The organism is Corallococcus sicarius (genome assembly GCF_003611735.1).
In the GTDB taxonomy this organism is placed as follows: domain Bacteria; phylum Myxococcota; class Myxococcia; order Myxococcales; family Myxococcaceae; genus Corallococcus; species Corallococcus sicarius.
On record NZ_RAWG01000024.1, the window covers coordinates 23723 to 39279 of the forward strand.

11 protein-coding genes are annotated in these 15557 nt (G+C 67.4%); 3 read left to right on the forward strand and 8 right to left on the reverse strand.

All coding sequences use genetic code 11. The features are described from left to right. The first annotated feature begins 44 nt into the window (after window positions 1-44). Window positions 45-1055: a hypothetical protein gene (locus D7X12_RS05745; protein WP_120624251.1), complete on the forward strand. Its 1011-nt coding sequence runs from the start codon at window positions 45-47 to the stop codon at window positions 1053-1055. A 55-nt stretch (window positions 1056-1110) separates the two neighbouring features. Here the strand turns inward: D7X12_RS05745 and D7X12_RS05750 are convergent, their stop codons facing one another. Then, complete coding sequence (locus D7X12_RS05750; RefSeq protein WP_120624252.1) at window positions 1111-2478, reverse strand: alginate lyase family protein; 1368 nt, start codon at window positions 2476-2478, stop codon at window positions 1111-1113. A gap of 172 nt (window positions 2479-2650) precedes the next feature. On the opposite strand from D7X12_RS05750, the gene D7X12_RS05755 reads away from it, so the two are divergent. Beyond that, the gene (locus D7X12_RS05755; RefSeq protein WP_120624253.1) at window positions 2651-3538 is read left to right on the forward strand and encodes an HNH endonuclease; all 888 of its coding nucleotides are present in this window, start codon (window positions 2651-2653) and stop codon (window positions 3536-3538) included. A gap of 817 nt (window positions 3539-4355) precedes the next feature. Continuing rightward, a complete protein-coding gene (locus D7X12_RS05765; protein ID WP_120624255.1) occupies window positions 4356-4715 on the forward strand; it encodes a hypothetical protein in 360 nt (119 codons plus the stop codon). Between the two features lie 18 nt (window positions 4716-4733). On the opposite strand, the gene D7X12_RS05770 is transcribed toward D7X12_RS05765, so the two are convergent. From D7X12_RS05770 to D7X12_RS05800, 7 genes are all read right to left on the reverse strand, one after another. After that, window positions 4734-7274 (reverse strand): peptidoglycan-binding domain-containing protein, encoded by a 2541-nt coding sequence (locus D7X12_RS05770; RefSeq protein WP_120624256.1) that lies wholly within the window; start codon window positions 7272-7274, stop codon window positions 4734-4736. Continuing rightward, on the reverse strand, window positions 7271-9751 hold the full coding sequence (gene tssI, locus D7X12_RS05775) for a type VI secretion system tip protein TssI/VgrG (protein WP_120624257.1): 2481 nt from the start codon (window positions 9749-9751) through the stop codon (window positions 7271-7273). Before tssI ends, D7X12_RS05770 begins: the two co-directional genes overlap by 4 nt. Window positions 9752-9902: 151 nt before the next feature. Continuing rightward, complete coding sequence (rnhA, locus tag D7X12_RS05780) at window positions 9903-10415, reverse strand: ribonuclease HI (RefSeq protein ID WP_120624258.1); 513 nt, start codon at window positions 10413-10415, stop codon at window positions 9903-9905. After that, on the reverse strand, window positions 10415-11626 hold the full coding sequence (locus D7X12_RS05785; RefSeq protein WP_120624259.1) for an ISAzo13 family transposase: 1212 nt from the start codon (window positions 11624-11626) through the stop codon (window positions 10415-10417). The genes rnhA and D7X12_RS05785 overlap by 1 nt, the downstream gene beginning before the upstream one ends. A gap of 44 nt (window positions 11627-11670) precedes the next feature. Continuing rightward, complete coding sequence (locus tag D7X12_RS05790) at window positions 11671-12417, reverse strand: IS630 family transposase (RefSeq protein ID WP_244224370.1); 747 nt, start codon at window positions 12415-12417, stop codon at window positions 11671-11673. Window positions 12418-12694: 277 nt separating this feature from the next. After that, on the reverse strand, window positions 12695-13612 hold the full coding sequence (locus tag D7X12_RS05795; RefSeq protein WP_120624261.1) for a DUF2381 family protein: 918 nt from the start codon (window positions 13610-13612) through the stop codon (window positions 12695-12697). Then, window positions 13609-15441: a serine/threonine protein kinase gene (locus D7X12_RS05800; RefSeq protein WP_244224371.1), complete on the reverse strand. Its 1833-nt coding sequence runs from the start codon at window positions 15439-15441 to the stop codon at window positions 13609-13611. The genes D7X12_RS05795 and D7X12_RS05800 overlap by 4 nt, the downstream gene beginning before the upstream one ends. Window positions 15442-15557: the final 116 nt, after the last annotated feature.

Consider the following 15557-nt stretch of genomic DNA (forward strand, 5'->3'; position numbering starts at 1 on the left):
CGTAGATAATTGGAGCAGACCACGGAAGAAACAGGGGACCACCCATGGGCTTCAATATCGGCTCGCAGATCGACTCGGTCATGGCGCGGGTGCGGAAGGCGACGGAGCAGGTCCGGACGAACATGGCCGCGGCCGCCCAGTCCGTGAAGGAGCCGCTCGCGGACGCCTCGAACGCGAAGCCGCTGGACGTGTACCAGGGCGTCTACCTGGACTCCTTCGAGCCCGAGCGCGCCGCGAAGAAGGGCCTGGTGGAGCTGGCGGCGCCGCCCCCTCCGGGTTCGACCGCGCCCCCCAGTGGCATGCCCGTCAACCAGGCGGAGCAGGCGCAGCAGGAGAATGGCTGGAAGTCCACGCAGCCCACCGTCGTGCAGACCAGCAAGACGGGCTGCGCGGAGGCCGCCCTCACCTTCCTGGAGCAGTCCGACAGCGAGGCCCCGGCGCCGCTCACGCAGCAGCAGGCCCAGGAGCAGGTGCGCAACAAGGCGGACACCCTCGCGACCTCCCCCTCGGGCGTGAAGGAGCAGGGCGTCGACGTGAACCTGACCAACGGCGCGACGCCCGCCGAGATGGGCGCCGTCCTGGGCTCCATGGGCATCGCCGTCACGCGCAGCTCCGCGGAATGCAACACGAGGATGCTGAGCAACGCCCTCAACAAGGGGGAGCTTGCGCTGGCGCAGGTGGACTCCAACGCGCTGCTCAACACGACGCTGGATCCAGACAAGCAGAACCAGGAGCCCGGCGAGCTGCACTGGATCACCATCGACGGCATCAACCCGGGCTTGACGGACAGCGCGGACGACGACCTCTACCACGTGCGCGACCCCGTCAACGGGGCCTACTGGATGACGGCCGCGGACCTGAAGAAGTGTGTCTCCTCCGCGAAGGAGAATCACGACGGCGGCGGCGTGATGACGATCCAGAAGGAGAAGGACCGCAAGACCAAGACGCCGGAGCAGCTGGAGGCGCTGGCCCAGCGCAACGTGGAGCGCGCCAACGTGCTCGGCAAGGGCAACGGCGGCGCCAGCCGGCGCGCGAGCATCGCCGAGTCCAGCTAGGCCGCCAGAAGCCCCCCGGGCCTTCACTGCCCGGGGGCGCTGACAACCTCCGCGACTAGAACGTCTCACCCACCGCCAGCGTGACGGGGCCGATGCTCTGCACGATGTAGCGGTTGCGCGGGCCCACCTGGATGACGCTCTTCAGCCGCGTCTCCGGCCACTGCGCGTATCCCAGCTCATACAGCCACCGGTAGTCCGTGGGCGCGGCCTCGGAGGCCTGGGGAGACGCGCGCTCGCCCAGGATGAAGGCCGCATAGCGCGTGTATGCCTTGTGGATGCTGCCGCCGTTCGGGCCCGCGTAGTCCCAGAAGCCCGGCCGCGCGTAGTTGACCTCCGCGTTGCGCGCGACGAGCGACATGGCCCACAGGTGGTAAAGCGAATAGCCGATGGGCGGATCGCGGAGGATCTTCTCCTCGTAGAGGCGGCCCTCGTTGGCGGTGCCGGTGCCGGACTCGATGGCGCGGTGGATGATGTCCTTGATGTGGGACGGGTTCGCGTACGCGCCGTTGCGGCGGTCCGCCCACGACGTGCCGTCCAGCACGTAGCCCGCGAGCGCGCTGTCCTGGAGCGCCACTGACGCGGCGAGCAGCCCGGCCAGGCCCCACGACAGGTGGTTGTCGGAGCGGTAGCGCGTGAAGGAGCTGGAGGAGGGGTGTGCGTCCGCCCAGCGCGTCCACGCCTGGAAGCTGGAGTTCACGGCCTCCGCGGACTTGCGCAGCCACTCGCGCACGGCGGCGTCATCCGTGGCGCTCAGCGGGTAGCCGTTGCGCTTGAGCAGCACGTACGCGTCGCTGGCGTTGATGAGGCCATAGGCCTGGAACAGGCCATCCAGCGCGAAGTTCCACGGGCGGTTGGAGCAGTACTCCACCGTCTGTCCATCCAGCTTCGCCGCCGCGTAGTCCACGTGCAGGTCGTGCAGGTTGACGGGGGTGTGCTGGGCGGCCCACGTCTTGAGGAACAGCAGCGCGCGGGCCGCGTACTTCGTATCGCCCCCCACGGCGTACTGGAGCGCGAGCGTGCGCATCCGGTCCGAGTCGTCCGTGAACTTGCTGGTGGCGTCCGCCAGTGAGTTGTCGATGCCGTCCGTGTCCGGTGAGCACCAGTGGTAGGTGATGGTGGAGATGTTCGTCATGCGGAACGGCTTGGGCGTCGCCGTCAGCGCCGAGTCCGCGCGGCCCTTCAGGATGCGCGCGTTCTCCGCGTAGGGCTCCGTCGTGGCGGTCGCTCGCTGACGCGCGCGCGTGAGCTCCGCGGCCGTGATGAAGATGCCACCGCCCGCGGAGGGCAGCGCCGTGGCCTCCGCCTCCACCTGGGCGAGGGGGCCTGTGTCCAGCGACGCCTCCGGTCCGCAGGCCGCCCCGCCCGCGAGCACCACGCCCACCACCAGCGCCCGCAGGCGCGTCCACCGTGCCTCCAGCGTCATGTCCATTCCTTTCGAGAAGAGGGATGCACTGACCGCCAGTTTAGCGTGGATGGGATTGGTCAAGGAAAAGCCGCGATACCTGAAAGTATCAAATGGAGGTGGAATCGCGGCGCATGTACATCCGGGGCCCTGAGCCGTAGCCTGGCGCCCTGCTGACAGGGACAGGGGCCGCATGGCGAAGGCCGTCTTCACCACCTCGGAGAGTTCGGCGTACGACGACCAGCCCGAGGCGCGTTATCACTTCCCGCGCACGTACCTGCGGCAGGTGGAAGCCGCCGTGGGCGGGCTGTTCCTCTATTACGAGCCGCGCAGGACGACGGGTGCGACCAGCTCCACCGGGCGTCAGGCCTACTTCGCCGTCGCGAGGGTGGTTTCGGTGGAGCAGGACCGGGCCCGGCCCGACCACTACTACGCGCTCGTCGAGGACTACCTCGAGTTCGACCACGCGGTGCCCTTCCGTGAGGGAGACCACTACTACGAGTCCGCCCTGCGCAAGGCGGATGGAAGCACCAACAGGGGAGCCTTTGGGCGCTCGGTCCGACCGCTGGAGGACGCGGAGTTCGAGCTCATCGTCCGGCTGGGCTTCCGTCGGGAGCTGGCGCCCTGGGAGCAGCACGTCGCGGAAGAGCCCACCTACGCGGCGAGGCCCGTGGAGCAACAGGTCCTCTGGCGTCCCTTCCGAGATGAGGCCTTCCGCCACAACGTGCGGCAGGCCTATGGAGAGACCTGCGCCATCTCCGGCTTGAGGCTCATCAATGGCGGAGGCCGCCCGGAGGTCCAGGCAGCCCACATCCAGCCGGTGGCGGCACACGGGCCCGACTCCGTGCGCAACGGTCTGGCCCTGACCGGGACGGTCCACTGGATGTTCGACCGCGGGTTGATCTCCATTGATGACGACCACCGTGTGCTGTTGGCAAAGCGGGACATGCCCGAGGAGCTGGGCCACCTCGTCCAGCCGCACCGTCGGTTGCGTCTGCCTGAACGGCCCGAATGGCGACCCCACCCCAGCTATCTGAAGTGGCACCGGGAGCACGTCTTCAAGGGCAGTCTCAAGCGGTGAATGCACCAGGCGGGTGCGAAGGCTGGGGCTGGCGCTGCCCAGGGTGACACCCTCTCCCAGCCCCCCCAGACCGCGCCGCGAACCGCGCGCCAGCCGACACCGTCTGGCGCGTGCGACGCCGCGGCACCAGGTCAGGCTCGGTGCCTTTCCGCCTCCCGAAAGAATTGGGTGAGCGAGTAGTCCAGCAGCGACTGGCGGGACTGCATGTAGCGACGGGCGCGGAGTGTAACGGGCCGGGGTAATGGATCGCAGTCGGGTCGGCCAAGCTGTTCGTAGCCGGGTCGGCCAAGCGGATCGCCCGCCAGAGAAGCGGGTGCGGCGGTCGGCTGCCCCTGGCCCAGTTCCGTGGACACCCAAGATGTGATGGAAGGAGCACGGGATGTCCGCGACTGACGAGAAGCAGAGGAAGCCCCGGAGTCCGGCCGACGGGAGGGCACGGGTGGAGACATTGAAGTACGTCCAGAACGCCTCACCGAGTGACGCAAGGGTTTGACGTATTGGCGCGTGGGACCGTTAAAGTATTCCACCTATGCGTCACACCGTGCTCCTCGCCGCCACAATGGGGTTTGTCTCCGCTTGCACTGAGCCCAGCCACTCGCCCAGGACAGGCGCCGAGTTGCAGGCCCCTGCCAGCCCTCCACCCGTCATCCCGTCAGGGCACGCTCCGCCAGGGGCCCCGGACGCGCCTCCCCCGGAGCACGATGCGCAGACGAAGGCCAGCCCACCGGACTCCGGTGCTGCGAAGGCCCCCCAGGCCGCACCGGCCCCGTGCGAGAGAGAGGACGCGGTGCGTGTGACGGCGCGGGGCAGCGGGCCCATGCCCATCCTCCAACTGGACCCGGACCCGGGGCATGGCGAAGCCCAGCGCGTGGGAGAACCCGACCTGGACGGCAAAGGCCAGCCAGACCTCTACGTCCTCTTCCCTACGGACTTCGGGAGCGACGGGGCCCAGATGCAGGCACTCTATGTGCACTGCGGTGGAGACCGCTACGCCCCTGTCTGGGGGCCAGAATACACGCTCGCACTGAAGGTCCAGGACACGCGCACCCAGGGCTGGCACGACGTGGTACGGCGCGAAAAGGCAGGTACGCCAGGGGCTCCGGCAAACAAACTTATCGGGATGCGCTTCATGGGTGACGGATACCAGGACGCGGACGGGAAAAAGCAACAGCGCTGAGTTCGCGCGACGACCTGCTCACGGTGCGTCGAACTGGAACGAGCCCCGGAGGATGCGCAGGTTTGTCCCGGCAGGCAGTGTCAGGGCGTAGCCGCGAGGGTTGGCCTGAGCGCCCCCTCCCAGCCAAGCAGGCCAATTGGCGACGGCATTCACCGTGTCGTTCACATTGGCGGCCTCATCCAGGATGGCGGTGACCAATGCCGCCTCGTGTGCATTTCCCCAGAGGGCTGGAGACTGGTTCCAATTGAGCGTGGGATTCGCATCGCGCGCGACGGTGAAAGCGTTGCGCAGGCGCTGACCGGCAGCGTTCTGCGCCGCGACGTGGCCAGGGCGAAAGATGTGCCAGCGCAGAAGGATGCCCATGCCACGCTCGGAGGTCACCACGTCACCAATGGTGGCGGGGCGCGTCTGATTGCCGTTACCTACATCGGCCACCCCGGTTCCCCAGGGTGTAGCGCGGATATCACGGAGGCGGATGCGAGCCATGCCCCACATTGCCCGCTGGAAGCCAGCGATGGTCCGTCCCGCCATCTGGAATCGGTAGTACCAATGATATGTCTTGTAGTAGTTGCCCGCTGCCGCGGTGCGCGCCATGCGTCCCCAGGTCGAGTCATCGCGCTGCTGCGCTGGCCACCCCGTATATTTCTTGCCAGTACTGTCGTACAGGTTCGCCCCGTCGCCAGCCCCCCCGTTCCAGTCCTCATCAATGCGCATCCCGAAGGACTCGATGGCCTGTTGAAACGCCTCCGCGTTGGTGGCGCGCAGGTAGGACAAGAAGCCGCCAAGCTCACCCTCGGATGGAACGGCCTGTCCTAAGAAGAGGATACCCAACGTCCAGTGGCAGGGGCCCAGTGAGACAAAGGCGTTGTCGTAGGCGTTGAGTGAGTCGAAGAAGCCCAGACATTCCTGCTCCGAGGCGGCGCGCACCACCTTGTAGGTGGATTGCTGGGCAGGCGTCATTGCCTGAAAAGTCGCCACGCCCACAAGGCTCGCGGGAAGCAACTCCGAACTGGTCCAGGTATGTCGGGGCGGCAGACTCTGCTGCCCGCCGTAACCGGGATAAGTCGCGTAGGAGCCCAACACACGAAGCGCGTCCGCGTCCCTGCCCGCAGGCAGCGTGTAGTACTGTGTGAAGTCACGCACGTAGATGCGCGCGGTGGTGTCGATCGTATCGTCATGCCGCCAGAGATTGTCCTGGATGACCGTGGTCGGATTGTTGTTCTGGACGCGCATGGCTCGGACGATGACCGGACAGCGCCAGCGATGGGCGAGCCAGTGGCGAATGCGTTGCTCCGTGGCGTCATTGACGATGCCGCTGATGGGCCCCTGGTAGCGAAGCGAATTCTGCGCCCGGGACAAACGCGCCACGTAGTCGGGGTTGGTAGCAGCGGTGTCCTCCTGCGCGATGTGCTCCATCTTCGCGTAGACCTGAAACTCACGAACCGCCCAGTCCGTTCCCAACCCGAAGACACCGTCGGGTGCTCCTCCGACGAGGAATCCCAGCTCACGCAGGTCACGCTGGAGCCGGAGCACGTGGGCCGGAGCCGACAGGGCTGCGCCCGCCGCACCGTTTGCCGGAGCCACGAAGGTGGCCGTCCCGTTGTTGCCCTGGACCTGGACCTGGACCTGCCCCCCCCAGCGCTGTTGGTCGTCCCGGTCTCCGGTCCGAAGCACGAAGCCGCCATAGCGGTGCGTCTGGACAGGGACCGCGCTCTGCGGCGGAGGCGGCGTGCCCTGAGGCCCCGGAGCCACCTGCGTCGCCGGTTCCGTGCCCGGCGGTTCAGCGACAGGGGCCGGCTCCGGAGGCAGCGGGCCGGACTGCTGCGGCGCCTCTTCATGGAGTTCCGAGACCTCGCCAGAAGGCGGAGGCGCGTCCTGAGCCTGGCCCGGGGGTGGCTCTGGCAATTCGGTCCCACCGTTCCACTCGTGCGTGGCCTCAAGGCTTTCGGATGTGGCGGCATCCAGTTCGCCCGTAGGCGGAAGCTCCAGGGCCACCTGATAGTTGCGCAATGAGGTACGGGTGTCGTCCGTCAGTTCGTTGTTGATCGGCCCATGGTAGTAACCCAGGTTCGCGAGGCGGGCCTGCGCTCCGCTGACTTCCTGAACCGGATCCAGATGCCCGAGCTTCAGCGTCCACTCGCACGTGAGTTCGGGCTCCTCCCGGGTCCAGATTTTAAGACGGGCCTCGGTAGCCTCCGGCGGAAGCAGGTGCTCCAGCATTCCCGTGAATGAAAGCGTCCCGCAGTGGACCTGTTCACCGAACGTGAGTTCGTAGCGTCTTCGGCTCAGCGGGGTGTTCGCCCTGCGCAAGCCCAACCGAAGCCGGTCCGGGCGTTCTCCCCCCTGCAACACGTAGCTTGCTCCTGCGGAAACCTTCATCTCCGTTGGTGGAGGGATGACCACCTCGTCTCCTGGGAGGAGACAGTAGGGATTGCGGCGCTTCTGCTTCAGCGCCGTGTTCTCTGGAGAATCCCAGACCTCCTGCCAACTACCCAGGCTGTATTGGCGGATGATCTTCGCAAGCCACTCCCCCTGCTTGACCTTGTGCTTCACACTCATGATTGACCGTCCTTCAACGGCAAAAATGAGAGCAAGCACTCACCAGCGGGGAGCTTTTCGAGGTGTGCGTTGCCCTGGCCGTCGAGACTGCCTTTGCGGATGCTTCCGTCGGGCAACTTGACTTCGTATTCTCGTCCCGCCATCGACGCACCACTGCGACTCTTTACCTGGAACTTCAGGCTCCCCGCCTCCGCGGGTGGCAGCCTGGCAATCTCCTTGAGCTGGAGGGATTCACCTTTCGGGGAACCGGCCGCCTCCAACTTGACCTTGCCACCTTTGACCTTCACGTCCGAGCCCTCGAATGTCAGGGTTTTTGCGAAGATCTTCACATTGCCAGACTTTTCCCACTGCAGGGCCAGATTGCCGTTCACCACCACGGAGAACTTGTCAGCGCTGAGCGAGTAGCTTCTCGCCAGGACGCCAGCAGCATGCTTGATGCTGAGCTGGGAAACCCCGCCCACGTCTTCCTTGAGGTCCTTGCCCAGGGTCGCAGCCCACGCGCCCTTGACCTCCGACTGGAAGCCAGCGCCAACCTTGCGCTGCAGGTCGCCAACCACGCTCTCCTGGCGGCTGCCCCCAACGGTCTCGAGGTGAGCCGCGCCAATCTGCAGCGACTTGATTCCACCCACGGCCTCATTCATCGCGAGCGCTACAGAAACAGCATAGGCCCCGCCAATGGTTGTGGCCTTGGCGCCACCCACGCTCTCCATGGAACCCTGGGTGACTTCAACCAAGCATCCCTTGCGAACCGTAACGGATTGGTTGCCCTCCACCGATTCGTCATGGTTCCCCCGGGTAAGGGTGTCGCGATCCTTGCGCACCTCCAGCGACTGGTTGCCCTCAACCACGCCCACGTCGTCCTGCCTGACATACAGGGTCTGATTGAACCCTACGGTCAGCGCACGCTCCTTCTTAACCCACCGTTCCTCATGGCCAAGCACCGCCTGGTCCTTGTCGTTCTCCGTGACCAGGTTCTGGTCCTTCTGCGCGTGGTGGAAGACCTCCTCCTGGCCCTTGGCGTCCTCGAAGCGCAGCTCGTTGAAGCCGTCGCTGCCCTTGCTGGAGACGCTCTTGTGGGTGCTCTTCGTCTTCTCGTCCGGCAGCGCGTAGGGCGTCGCGTTGGCGCCGTTGTAGACGGAGCCCGCGACCAGCGGCCGGTCGGGGTCGCCTTCCAGGAAGCGCACCACCACCTCCTGCCCGATGCGCGGCAGGACGAGCGCCCCCCACGCGGGGCCGCCCAGCGCCTGGCTGGTGCGCACCCAGCACGACGCCTTCTCATCCCGCTGGCCGTCGCGGTCCCAGTGGACCTGGACCTTGATGCGGCCGTACGCGTCGGTGTGGATCTCCTCGCCGGCCGGGCCCACCACCTGCGCCGTCTGGAGGCCGGAGATGCGGTGCCGGGGCGTGAGCCTGCGCGGACGGAAGGGCACGTTGGCGGGCATCACCTGGAACTGGTTGCGGTACAGGCCCCCCAGGGCCTCGCGGCCTCCGTGGGTCTCCGGCTGGCCGCCGTGATGCTGCACCGTCACCACGACGTAGCGGCCCTCGTGCGTGCCGTCGTCCTCCACCTGCAACAGGTGCCCGGAGGTGAGGCGGGGGCAGATGCCCTCCCCTTCGAGCGTCAGCGATGCCTGGGTGGCCTCCTGGACGCGCACCTTCGCCGCCGCCTTGCCCGTGCCCGCGGCCACGTAGCCGCCGGGGTAGTCGTACACCTCCAGCGCCTCCATCCCCTCGGAGGACTTCGACTTGCCGGATACGTCCAGCGAGGGCTTCTCGAAGTCGAAATCCTTCAGGTGCACCGCGCCGGGGCGGAGCCTGCGCACGCGCCGCAGATCCGTCAGGAATTCGCCCGTCTCCACCCGGCCGTCCTCGTCACGCAGGGGCAGCGCCGCGCCACCTGGCGGCGCCTCATGGACGCTGGGGGCATCCCCCAGCACCAGGACGTGCCCCTCTTCGGAGTGTTCAAAGAAGTAGAAGATGCCCTCCCACTCCATCAGGCGACCGAGGAAGTCGAAATCCGTCTCACGGTACTGGGTGCAGTACTCGCGCGGAGCATGGCTTTCGTGGAGGCTGACGCGCACCTCCACCTTCGCGGAGGTGAGGACATCCTTGAGGATGTCCGGCACGGACTGGCCCTGGAAGATGCGGCTGCGCTTCACCTGCGTGAGGCGCCACAGCGCGGGCACGATGCGAGCGCGGTAGCGCCAGCGTCCATCGCGCAGGCCCAGGGACTCCACCGTGCGCACCATGCCGTGCACATGGCGCGGCGTCCCGCCGGGCTGGGCCACCGTCAACAGCGCGTCGGCTCCCACCAAGGGCGCGGTGTCCAGGGATTCGGGCGCCAGGGGCGCGAAGTCCACGCTGAAGTCGAAGAGGCGGCTCAGGCCTTCCTCACCCTGCAATCGCTCGACGACCAGTGATTCGGCATCGAGGGCTCCCACCCGCAGGGTGAAGGCAGGTGATTTGGCGTTGGGCATGGACATTCCCCGTCAGTGCAAGGCCTGCGACTGAAAGGGCTACCGTACCAGGAGTGCGCAAGCCGTTCACCATGAGGCCGTGAAATGGCTTGTCCTCCCGGGGTAGGAGATTGGAGTCGGATGTGGAGGGTTTCGGCGCGCGCGCCGGCCGCTACCGCCCGAGCCGGGCCAGCAGTTCGAGCCGGGCCGCGACGGCCAGCGCATCCGCCCGGTTGTTCTCCACGTCATCCGAGTGGCCGCGCACCCAATGCCAGGACACCTCATGGGCGCGGACGGCCTCCAGCAGCTCGCGCCAGAGGTCCGCGTTGGACACGGCCTTCTTGTCAGACGTGCGCCAGCCATTGGACTGCCACTTGTCCAGCCACTTCGCCTCGAAGGCGTTGCACACGTACTTGGAGTCGGTGAACACCTGTACGCGGCACGGCATCTTCAGCGCCTTCAGCGCCACGAGCGCCGCGGTCAGCTCCATGCGGTTGTTGGTGGAGTCCGGCTCCGACCCCGCGAGCTCCTTGCGGTAGTCCTTCCGCTCGGGAGCGATGAGGATGGCCCCCCAGCCGCCCAGGCCGGGGTTTGGCGAACAGGCGCCGTCGCAATAGATGTGGACGAGGGGGGGGGCGACATCGAACGCGCACCCTACCCCGACGGTAAGGGCTGGCTCAGAAATTACTTATCCGATTTGGGTTTGAGGACGTAATTCCAGTCGCCATGGAAACATGAGCGGACGAGGTGGAGTTGGTGCAGGGTCTCTTGAGAGATGCTGATTCCCGTGCGGTAGCGCCACCGGTCCAGCCGCGCTTTCACCTTCAGGACCTTGGCGGTGGTCGTCGCGCCGATGAGGTTCACCACCGTTTCGTAGTCCTCCAGCGGGCGGCCTCTCCAATTCATGCTGATGTGGCTGAAGAGGCGATGCTCCACCTTGTTCCACTTGCTCGTGCCGGGCGGGAAGTGGCAGACGCTGATGGCCAGGCCCGTTGCGTCCACCAGCCGCTGCAACTCGGCCTTCCATACCCGGCTCCTCGCGCTGTTGCTGCCGCCCGAGTCCGCCGTCACCAGCAGTTGCTTCGCCTCGGGATAGCGCTCCCTCCCCATTTTACGCCACCAGCTGGCGATGCTGTTGACGGCGAAGACGGGCGTGTCGTGGTCCACCCCCACCGACACCCAAGTGCTGTTGTCCCCGATGTCGTACACACCGTAGGGAATCGCCTTGCCCACTGCGGTGTCCGGGAAGTCATGCGTCAGGCTCAGCACCGGCGCCCCTGCCGGCTGCCATTCGCGGCCTCCGTTCTTGAACTCCCCCACCAGCTCCTTCTTCTTGGTATCCACCGAGACGACCGGCTGCCCCCGAGCCTGGAACTCTCTCACCTGGGCGTTGATGTGATCGAACTGGGCGTTGCGGTCAGGGTGCGACCCTCCCTCCAGCGACTTGGCGCCAGCCTGCAAGCTGTAGCCCTGGCTCTTGAGCAGCTCGCCCACCTTCTGCGGGCTCATTTCGTAGCCTTGTTTCTCCAGTTCCGCGACCAGCACCTTCGTGCTCTTGCACGTCCAGCGCAGCGGCGACTCCGGGTCGCCCCGAGTCACGGGGTCCACCAGCGACTCCAGGGCTTCGGTCAGGCCCGGCTGGGCTCCTTCCACTGGGGGCCGGCCAGCGCCCTTGCGCCGCACCCGCACCAGCTCTCCTGGGGGCTTCTTTCCGCTCACCTCGTCGCGCCCCGTGCGCACCGTCATGCGCGACAAGCCGGTCGCTCGCGATACCGCAGTGACACCGCATCGCCCCAACGCGAGCGCCTCGGCGCCTGCCCAGCGGCGCGTCACCCGCTCATCCATGACGTCTCGGAGTGCCTGGTAGCGCTCCGCCACTGCCTTCTCCGCTTCCATCTCAGCCCAACGATGCTCGGCTGCCTGTCTATTCCCCTATTCGACTAATTAATTCCTGAGCGGTCCCTTACGCGGCAACAGCTGGAGTGGGTGGCGGCGTTGTCCAGAATGAAGTGCAGACGCTTCGCCTTGGGAGAGGCCGCCGCCACCGCTCGCACCAGGTCGATGAAGAGCGCACTCGTCTTCCTCTGCCCCTTGACCCACGTCAGCCTGCCGGTGTGCGCATCCAGGGCCCCGGCCACGTACTGCTTGCGGTTATTGCCCGGCGTCACCACCTCTCGCCGCTGACCGGGCAGCATCCAATCGAGCCCGATTTTGGGATTGCGGTGCACGTCCATCTCGTCCTCATAGAGGACGGGTTCCTGGGGACGGGCGTAGGTGGCCCAGCACTTCAATTGCCACAGGCGCTGGCGCCGTCGACACGAGGGACAGGGGCAGCGCACCACGGACCGAGGCCACTTGCGACGTGCGCCCACCGAGATCAGCGCGCGCCCCATCGTCGCGGGCGAGACGCGCACGCGGCCGCGACGCTCCACCTCGCGCGCCAGCAACTCGCGAGTCCACGTCGTGCGCCGCCAGCCGGACTGCTGGGGCGTCCCCTCCAGCACCCGGCACAGGTTTTTGCGGAACCGCGCGTCCACCTTGCGCGGGCCGTTGAAGGCTCTGCCATCTCGCAATCCCGCACGGCCGCGCTCCCGGTATCGCAGCACGGCGGACACCACGGTGGAGGTGGCGCACAGCAGCTCCCGCGCCGCCTGGGCTCGCGACTGGCCCGCCGCCACCTTGGCCACCGCCAGGCACCGCCACAGGGTGGGCGGGCAGCCAGTCTTCTCCCCCCAACGCGTCAGGCGCCTGCGGTCACAACAGCCCAGGCACGGCTGTTGTCCTCCCTGAGGCAGGGCTCGCTTCTTCCTCCGGTTCTTGCGCACACAAGGCCGAACGGAGCGAGTCCCAGCCCCTTCCCCGCGCTGCTGGCGCCCGCCTACTCTCCAGGCCGTTCGAGAATCGCGCTCCGTCGTTCAGCTCATGCCGACCAGCTGGATTCATGCGGCCGGGCGCTGAAGCTTCTCACGGGAAGAAGATATCGCGCACCGTGACGGCTTGCGCTGCGCCTTCCGCCCACAGCTTGAGGGTGTAGGGACCGCGCGCCGTGGATGAAGGCAGCTCGAATTCCATGATGCCCATGGCGCTTTCCTTCGGTGCGATGGGCTCCTGGGGCCAGACGACCAGCGCGTGCACGGTGTGCCCGGACCCATCCACCAGCGCCGCGCCCTTGAACCTCCAGGGCACCTCTCCCTGGTTGTCCAACTCTGCTTGCACCGCGGCGCGAGTGGAGGCACGGAAGGTGCGCACCCGCGTCACGGAGAAGACCAACCCTGGCGTGCTTTGTGGGTCGCGCAGCAGGTCGCGGGAGGACACGCCCTCAAGCCCCATCACTCCGGAGAGCAGCAGGCCGGTCAGCCCATCGGGCCGCGCCTGCGTCGTGCGCAGGCGTTCCACCTCCGCCCGGGCGCGCCCGACTTCCGCGCGCAACTGCCGGACCTCCTCCTGATACGACTCCACACCGCGCCGATGGCGATACAACTCCGCCTGACGCTGCCCCGAGACGGGATGCACCACCAGCACCAGCTCCGCGCGCAAGGGTGCCTCCCCGTCCGCGAAGACGAGGGTCAACTTCAGCCGGGTGCCTTCCTTCAGGTCATGGCGAGGCAGGAGCGCGAGAGTGTCCGTGCCCTCCATGACCCGGCGGAAGTTCTCCCGTCCAGACAGCTCCCACCGCGCCACGGGCGAGTCGCTCAACAGGAGGGTCGCCAGGCCCGGACTGATACGCAGTTCTTGCGGTGGTTGCTCCCGGTCGGCGGACCATTCGATGCGGCCCGCACCCTCCTCATCCGGAGCACCCGTCACCTGGGCCGCCGCCACCGACGCGAAGGCATGGGCCACCAGCAGGGCGACCTTCAACGATGGGCGAGGGAAGAGGGTCACTCGAAATGGTCCACGGCCCGAAGGTAGACCGTGCTCCTGATGATCACCTGGTCATCCGTGCTGCCTTCCAAGAGGGGCATCCCATGTTCGACTCCGCTCCCATTCAGCATCTCCATGCAGATTGGATAGCGCTCTCCCTTCGGGGTGCGGGCCTCGGTGAAGCGGCCAAACAGGTACTCCCCCCGGATGAGGGTACCGAGCACCACGGTCTGCTGCGGGAGCTTGCCCATTCCTAGCGGGATCCTGACGGGAGGCGACCGTCCTTCCTGGACTGGAATGGCCCGCTCTCCCCCACCAAACGGCAGGAACGACCCCGTTTCCGCGCGTCCCGTGCGGATGCCCAGCTTCTCCATGGCCTCCAGGGCGCCCGCCGGGCACTCCTCCGGCGGTGGTGAAGCACGCAGTTGGGGCCCGCTGGAGGGGCAACCCAGGGCGGAGCAGGTGACGGCGGCGAGCACGGCGCGGGACACGGCCGTCCGGGTTCGGGTGGGGCGGCGGGTCTCGGGAGGAGTCTTCGTCACGGGCGTCTCTTCTTTCAGCGGATGCGTCACCTCGGGGGCGACGGCCACAGGAGGAGCCGCCACCCGGGGTGGCAGGACTGCGGCCGGATCAGCTTCTGGTGCAGAAGCAGAAGTCGCTACTTCCCCGCCCGTTTCCAATCGAGGCTCCCCGTGCTCCCGAGCGAGCCCACCGCGCCATGCCCAGGCGCCCAGCAGCCCCGCCATCACGCACGCCAGCAGTCCCCACCCCTTCCACCATGCCCCTGGCCGACGAACGATGCGTGGGGGCACCCGCGCATGTACAGACGGCGGGATGACTGGCGGCAGGGGCACCTTCCCCCTGCGGGGCGGTCCCGGCGCCTCACCGTGCGCCATCCAGGCTTCGTGCTCCTCGGCTTCATCCCGGGGCACCGGCGTCGCAGGGGCCTCCGCCACGTCCGGGAGCAGCGGCACATCCCACGCGTCATCCATCACCAGCGCCGCCAACGCTTCGTCCAGGGCCCGCGCCCCCTCACCGCGCGCCTCGGGCGTCTTCGCCAGCAAACGCAGACACAGCAGGCTCACGGCCTCCGGCACACGCGGGTTGCGCACGTGCGGCGGCACCGGGGGGTCACGGATGAGGGTCTCCACTTCCGTGGCGGTGACGGGCGCTTCGAAGGGATGCCGGTCCGTGAGCATCCAGTAGAGGACCACCCCCAGCGCATACAGGTCGTCCGCGCGCGTGGCCTCGTAATGCGCGTCCTCCTGTCGCCCACGCTCACGGCGGAAGGCCAGCGCCTCCGGGCTGCGGTACTGCGGCGTGCCCGGCGGCAGGATGCCCTGGGTCAGTCGGAGCGCCCCCGCGTAGTGTCCGACGCCCACGTCCAGCAGCACCGCCTCGCCGGTGGCCTCCCGCACCTGGATGTTGGACTCCTTGATGTCCCGGTGCAGCGCCTTCTTGCCGTGGAGCGCCGCGAGGCCGTGCGCCAGGTTCCGCATCAACGCCACCACCCGCCGCGCGCTGGGGTTCTCTTCGCGCACCCAGCGGTGCAGCGTGCGCCCCTCCACCAGCTCCATGGCCAGATAGAACCAGGTGGGCTGCTTCTCCGGATGCAGCCCGCAATGCCGGAAGCCCACCACGTTGGGGTGCTCCAGGCGCATGAGGATGGACACCTCGCGCTCCGCCCAGCTCCCCATCCCCGGATGCGCCTGGAGCTTCAACGCGAAGGACTCGCCACCGCGACGGGCACGGTAGACCGCGCCACTGGCACCCCGGCCGAGCAGCGCCTCCACGATGAAGCCCCCTACGTCCGTGCCCGGCGGCAGGTCCGCGATGTGCTGGCCGTTCACGCTTCCGCCCCTGGCGCCTGGAAGCCTTCGCTCCGCGTCGCGATGACTCCCATGGAATCCCAAGTCTACCAGCATGAATACCTGGCAAGTCGAGTCGCGTTCCCACCGGCCAAGCC